General features: G+C 58.7%; 3 protein-coding genes and 2 pseudogenes. 4 read left to right on the forward strand and 1 reads right to left on the reverse strand.

The window, feature by feature from the left end; all coding sequences use genetic code 11:
* From CKO42_RS25220 to CKO42_RS25235, 4 genes and pseudogenes are all read left to right on the forward strand, one after another.
* On the forward strand, positions 1 to 1,489 hold a 1,489-nt coding region (locus CKO42_RS25220), incomplete at its 5' end, for an ATP-dependent nuclease (RefSeq protein WP_207148828.1).
* Positions 1,486 to 3,387, forward strand: coding sequence for a UvrD-helicase domain-containing protein (locus CKO42_RS25225; RefSeq protein ID WP_200251573.1), 1,902 nt, complete (start codon positions 1,486 to 1,488; stop codon positions 3,385 to 3,387). The genes CKO42_RS25220 and CKO42_RS25225, both read left to right, overlap by 4 nt.
* A gap of 290 nt (positions 3,388 to 3,677) precedes the next feature.
* Positions 3,678 to 4,782: pseudogene (wecB, locus tag CKO42_RS25230) on the forward strand (non-hydrolyzing UDP-N-acetylglucosamine 2-epimerase).
* Positions 4,779 to 6,050 (forward strand): glycosyltransferase family 4 protein, encoded by a 1,272-nt coding sequence (locus CKO42_RS25235; RefSeq protein WP_200251575.1) that lies wholly within the window; start codon positions 4,779 to 4,781, stop codon positions 6,048 to 6,050. Before wecB ends, CKO42_RS25235 begins: the two are co-directional and overlap by 4 nt.
* Before the next feature lie 122 nt (positions 6,051 to 6,172).
* Here the strand turns inward: CKO42_RS25235 and CKO42_RS25240 are convergent.
* Positions 6,173 to 6,837 (reverse strand): annotated as a pseudogene (locus CKO42_RS25240) (IS701 family transposase); the annotation flags it as partial.

The raw sequence follows: 6,837 nt of genomic DNA on the forward strand, positions 1-6,837 counted from the left end.
CGCGCGGATTCCATCAGGGCGCGAGGAGCGATCACGCCACCTCATCACGACGCCGGATATATGGCCGCAACGTTTCCTTCTGCTGAACAGTCAAGTGGCTCTTGCATCGCGGGGCGGACCATATATGAGGATCAATGCGGCTCAGATTGAGCCGTTGGCGCTTCACTACATCGACGCTAAGCGTGACTTGGAAGACGACATCCGCAAGCAGGGCTCGTTCTGGCGCCGCATGACAGAGGATCTCGGTTTGTCGGACGCCGACGTGGAGTCCTTTGAGAACGCGCTCTCCGACCTGAACCACAAGCTCGTCAGCAAGAGCGGTATTCTCAACCATCTTAAGGAGAACTTGGCCGATGTCCGCCGTGTGGTCTCGGCCGAGGGCGGTGAAATCGACATCTCTCCGGTTGCCCGAAAATTGCGCGACCTTTCGAAGGGTGTGGATGTCTCTTTTGCGGCCCCGGGCTCACAGCCGTTTCCGCTGGCTCGACATGGAATGGGAACGCGCAGCCTGGCATCCCTTCTCGTTTTCCGTGCTTTTGCCTCTTGGCGGGGGCAGCAGGCGGCTGATGCCGGTGATCATGTCCATTCTCTCCTTGCACTTGAGGAACCAGAGGCGCATCTGCATCCACAAGCCCAGAGGTCCTTCTTCTCTCAGGTGAAGTCCATCCCTGGCCAGCGCATAGTGAGTACGCATTCGCCCTATTTTGCTGGGCAGGCGCAGTTAGAGGACCTTCGGCTTTTTGTCCGACGAGACGGTGAAACGACAGTGACCAAGCTAAGGGTGTCGGAGCTCGAAGGCGACGATGCGAGGAAACTCCGTCAAGGAGTTGTGAATACCCGTGGTGATCTCCTGTTCTCACGGGCGGTCGTTTTCTTCGAAGGTGAGACCGAGGAGCAGGCGTTACCGATTTTGGCAGAAGCCTATTGGGGATGCAGTATCCACGAGCTAGGGTTCAGTTTCGTTCGTGTCGGCGGCAATGCGAACTACTTTCCATTCATTTGGCTCGCAAAACGACTGGAGATTCCCTGGTATGTGTTCTCCGACGGCGAGACCGACACGATCAAGCATTTGAAGCGGGCCCTCGCCAAGTCTGGTCATACGGATGCCGGTGCTTGCCAAAATGTGTTTGTTATTTCGAACGGTAACAACTTCGAGACTCACTTGGTGGCGGAGGGGTATATGGCTGAAATCGAAGCGGCTTTCGATCGGGTGCAGGGCAAGGAGCGTTTTCTCGACGACTATATCGACTCGATGCACGGCAAAAGGGGAAAGAAAAATAAGACTCGAGACTACAAGTCCGAGGACGGTCGTCAGACAGCGATCCGCGATGTCATGGTTGAGAAAAAAACACGCATGGCCGAACCGCTTGCGATGGCCCTTTGTGCGATCACCGACGAGACGCGAAGGTTTCCGCCCCTGATCAAGGCATTATTTGACACGATGGCCTCCGATCTTGGGCTTACACAGGCTGGAGAAGGCGGCCTGTGAGTAGCGCGAGACTGTCGCCCGCTCAGACCCGCGTGGTGACGCATGTTGAGGGCGCACTGCTGGTGGTGGCCGGGCCTGGGACTGGCAAAACACGCGTTCTAACGGAGCGTATTCGGCGGCTGCTGACCGAGGTTCCGGGCCACTTTCGGGTTCTCGCGCTGACGTTTACGAACAAGGCGGCAAACGAGATGAGGGAGCGTCTGACTGATCTTGGCAACGAAAGCCAGAGGGCGTTCGTCGGCACCATGCACAGCTTTTGTCTTGAGCTGCTCTCCGAGCGTGGCAAGCCCGTGGGTGTTGAGGCGCTTCCCCAGGTCTTCGAGCAGTATCAGGACAGGAAGGAGATCCTGATCGAAGCGGTCAAGCAGGACCCACTGCTTGCAGATGCACTGGCTTCTGAGCCTAATTCGAAAGCCGTTGCCCGCAAGCTTGACCAGTGGCTGGCATCAATCTCATGGCTTAAGGCTCATCCGTCGGCACTCGAAGGCTTCGATGACGAGATTGGAAGACGTGTACTCGAGGCTTACGATGCTGGTCTTCGCGCTAGCGGGGCCTACGACTTTGATGATCTGCTCCTGCTGACTTGCCGGCTTTTGAATGAGTATCCGAAGATCGCCGACTTCTATCGGCGACTTTACCGCTTTATCTGCATTGACGAGGCCCAGGATCTGAACGAGGCTCAGTATTCGGTCCTGATGGCTCTCTGCGGGGATTCTTTTCGCAATTTGATGATGGTGGGTGATCCGAAGCAGTCTATTTATGGCTTCAACACCTCTAGCCCTGAATTTATGTGGCGGTTTCGCGAAGAGTTTGAAGCTGACGAAATCGAATTGACAGAGAACTTTCGCTCATCAAGGGCCGTGGTTGATGCCGCGAAAGCCCTGGATTCGAACTACCAGGTTGAAGGGCAGCTGCCTATCCAGGGGTTGGTCGAGGTGCTCACCGGAGAAGATGAGCAGGAAGAGGCCGAGCTGATCGCTGATAAGCTCGAGACCTTGCGCACCTTGGGGCACGAAGATGTCGAGGGCAGCATTGTCTGGGAGCGTTGCGCGGTTCTCGGGCGTACCCGTTTCGCGCTGATGGCGGTAGAGGCGGAGCTCAGGGCACGCGGCATTCCCTACTACAAGCGCTTGACGGCCAACCACGAAAATGAGTCCGAGGTGATGGAGGACTTCGCGCTAGCGCTTCGTGTCATGGCCAATCCTAAGGACAAGCTCCACCTCTCTGCCTTGGCAAACCGCTGGAAGACATCCTTGCCGCCATTGACTGGGGAGCCTAATGCGATTGATGGGATTGCTTCGATGGCTGCTTCTGCAGGTACGCGCAGGGCGAGGGCAGTTACGGACGCGCTTGTGGCTATTGCGGCGAGGACCCAGCGGCTGGACATGAGTTCTGGAGTCGACGTGATCAGGGGATACGCTGACACTCTAGAAGAGGAAGACAAGCGGGCTATTTATGAGGATGCCGCAGTATTCGGCCAAGAATGGGATCAATATCTGCGCTCTGGTCCATCTAACCGAAGCGTTGGAGGATTCATGAGCAATAAGGCCCTTGGGGCGACTCAGCAGGCGGCACGGGAAGGAGTTGCCCTGCTGACTGTACATTCCTCGAAGGGGCTAGAATTTGATGTCATTTTTGTCGCGGGAATGGCGGAAGGGGTTTTTCCAGATTATCGCGCCTTAGGTAAGTCTAAAGAGATGGCCGAAGAGTCGCGAAATGCTTTTGTTGCCTTTACACGCTCGAAGAGGCTTCTTTATCTCTCGTATCCACGTCAACGCAAAATGCCTTGGGGAGACACTAGGGTGCAGCAACCGTCTCGGTATCTCAAACAGTGCATGACGAAATCCACTTGCTCTGCTTCTTGGCCTGCGCCCTTGTCTTTAGCCATGCACGCCTGACAATGGGCAACTCCACCCAAGACATCCAATGATGACATAATGAGAACGAATACTGAGATCAGGTCTGACGGACTGCGCTCGTTGACGGCATCCTTAGGCGTTATCGAGGCGGAACGATTCATCGCATTGATCAATCGTGAGCGATTTGATTACACACAATGGCGACAAGATCAATGGGCGGAGGAAACGGTTGCGTCGTTGGCGCAGCGTGCTCGCCTCTTGCGGGAGTCGGAATCGCCAACGCGAGTCTGAACAGCCAAAAGGCAGGAGGCTGATGGATGCCTAATACCATGCTCATCGACATCATAGCCGGCGCGCGGCCCAACTTCATGAAAGTGGCGCCGATCATCAAGGCGTTACAGGCGCGAGAAGCGGCGGGCGGCCTCTTGCGCTACCGCCTGGTGCACACCGGCCAACACTACGACCCCCGGCTCTCGGGGGCTTTTTTTGACCAGCTCGGCATCCCGCAGCCAGATGTGAACCTGGAGGTCGGCTCCGGCACCCAGGCCGAGCAGACCGCCGCGATCATGACGCGCTATGAAGCCCTGCTGCTCGAAGCGCCCTCACGGCTCTGCCTGGTGGTGGGCGATGTGACCTCGACCATGGCCTGCGCCATCGCCGCGCAGAAGCTGTGCATCCCGGTGGCGCATGTCGAGGGCGGCATCCGCTCGGGCGACTGGAGCATGCCGGAGGAGATCAACCGCATGGTGACCGACAGCATCACCAACTGGTTCTTCACCACCAGCGCGTTCGCCAACGCCAACCTGCGCAAGGCTGGAGTCGGAGAGGAGCGCATCCACTTCGTCGGCAACACCAATGATCGACACCCTGCTGGCGAACATGGACCGGCTGCGACCACCGGCGTTCTGGGATGCGCTGGGCCTAGAGCCAGGCGGCTACTTCGTCATCACCCTGCATCGCCCCGCCAATGTCGACCAGCCCGAGAAGCTCCACGCCCTGCTCAGCGCCATCGCCACCGGCACCCGCGGCCTACCCGTGCTCTTCCCAGCACACCCGAGAACCGCCAAGGTGCTCGCAGAAGACCCGTCATTCCGGCCGGGAAGCTTCCCCAACATCCGACTGGTCGAACCCCAGCCCTATCTCGAATTCAACTACCTGGTCAAGCACGCCAAGGCCGTCATCACCGACTCCGGCGGCATCACCGAGGAGACCACCGTGATGGGCGTCCCCTGCATGACGCTGCGCGACAACACCGAGCGCCCTGAGACCGTCAGCATGGGCACCAATGCCCTCATCGGCACCGATCCGGCCAAGCTCGCGCCCGCGCTCGAGCGGCTGTTTGCCGGCGACTGGCAGACCGGCGCGGTGCCTGAGCTGTGGGATGGACGCACCGGCGAGCGGATTGTGGCGGCGTTGGAGACACTGTTCACATGAACATCCTTTTCCTCAGCGATAACTTCCCCCCCGAGGTCAACGCCCCAGCCTCGCGCACCTTTGAGCACTGTCGAGAGTGGGTGAAGGCTGGACATGAGGTCACGGTCATCACCTGCGCGCCGAACTTTCCGAAAGGCGAGCTCTACCCGGGTTATCGCAATCGCCTTTGGCAGTGGGAAGCGATGGATGGCATGCGGGTGCTGCGGGTCTGGTCGTACATGACCGCTAACGCGGGATTTGCGAAGCGACTCCCGGACTTCTGGTCTTATATGGTGACCAGTTTTCTGGCCGGCCTAGTGATACGACGACCGGATGTCATTGTCGGCACCTCGCCGCAGTTTTTCACCATTTGTTCGGCCTGGATGGTTTCGGTGTTCCGTTGGCGACCCTACGTCTTCGAGTTACGCGATCTCTATCCAGAATCGCTGGTGACTGTGGGGGTCTTGAAAGAGGGCCGTCTGCTCAGCCTGATCGAGGGTTTGGAGCTGTTTCTCTATCGGCGCGCGGCAGCGGTTGTACCGGTGACGCAGTCGTTTCGCGAGAATCTGATCCGTCGCGGCATCGACGGGGCGAAGATTCAGGTGGTGACCAACGGTATCGACCTGACGCGCTTCCGGCCGCTGCCGACGTCATCGGCACTGCGGGAAACGCTCGGTATTCCGCAGGACGCCTTTGTTGCCGGCTACATTGGCACTCATGGGATGGCGCATGCACTGGAGACGGTGTTGGAGGCCGCCCAGCGCATGCGTTCCGCTTCATCGGCTCGGTCATCTGCACCGGGAGCGGTCGTCCAAGCGAGCGACGGGAAGCCGTTCCATTTCATCCTGCTCGGTGATGGCGCCCACAAGCCTGAGCTGCAGGCCAAGGCCGCTGAGATGGGCCTGACCAACGTGCATTTCCTCGACACCGTGCCCAAGGCCGAGGTGCCGCGCTACTGGTCACTGCTCGATGTTTCTATCATCCATCTGAAGAAGGAAAAGGCGTTCCAGAAGGTCATCCCCTCCAAGCTCTTCGAGTCCATGGGCATGGGCATCCCGGTGCTCCACGGCGTAGCGGGCGAGTCCGCCGAGATCGTCGAGCGCGAAGGGGTTGGCTTGGTCTTCGAGCCCGAGAACGCCCAAGCCCTCTGCGATGGCTTACTGCGTTTGGCAGAGGATCAGGCCCTCTACCAACAACTGCATGAGCACTGCCTCGCCGCCGCGCCGCGGTATGATCGCACTGCGCTGGCGTTGAAGATGTTAGGTGTGTTGGAGCGGGTGGCTAGGTAGGGACTAGGCGAGCTAGGCGCGTCACTTCGATCTGGGCAACAGAGGATCTGACTGAGGGCTTGTCACATGCAGGCTCTGCGGTCCCTAATACTACTTTGTTAGATTAATTCAGAGCCCCTGATTCAACCAGTATCATTCGCGCTATCAGGATCATTTTCTCTGTAATGTCGCTCAATATCTTTACGTCGTTGTGCATGCCGAATATCCATCTGTGCAATGCGCCGATCAACCGCATCAGGATCATTGAGGAGCATGGCGATGATGAGCAAACGGATGTCACGCGCACTCAACAGTGGGCAGGACGCTGTTTGCTGAATACGCTCCTTCACCAAGAACGACAAGGACAGCATGACCAGTGCCATATGATGGTGCCACGCCAACCACTTTCTGACCTGGTAGTCGGACATCCCCAGCTCGCTTTTGGCTTCCTGAAACGCGCGCTCGACCCAATAACGCTGGGCCTGGCGATAGGCAAACCGCTCAATGGGCGTGGTGATGGCATCGTCGTTGCTCAATGAGTATTTGAGCTTGTTGTCGGTGAGCCGGCGACTGATCACCAAGGTGCGCTGGGTCGGGGTCTCGGCCTCGCCGTCCCAGAGCCAGACGCGCCTCACGTGCATCGCCAGCTTGAGCGGACCTTTGGTGCCGTCGCGCACGGTGACGGTTTGCCACTGGCAGGGCAGCAGCTGTTGGGCGTAGGCATCGACGCGCAGCGCCTCGACGTCGGCGCGCCGTTTCGTCGGCGCCGCACCGCGTGGGGAGGTGCGCTCCGGCACCTGCAACTGGG

The organism is Lamprobacter modestohalophilus (assembly GCF_016583905.1).
GTDB lineage: Bacteria > Pseudomonadota > Gammaproteobacteria > Chromatiales > Chromatiaceae > Lamprobacter > Lamprobacter modestohalophilus.

Bases quoted from the DNA above. Each gene is read 5' to 3' on its own strand.
- CKO42_RS25235 (WP_200251575.1), top strand. From the start codon at position 4,779: ATGAACATCCTTTTCCTCAGCGATAACTTCCCCCCCGAGGTCAACGCC.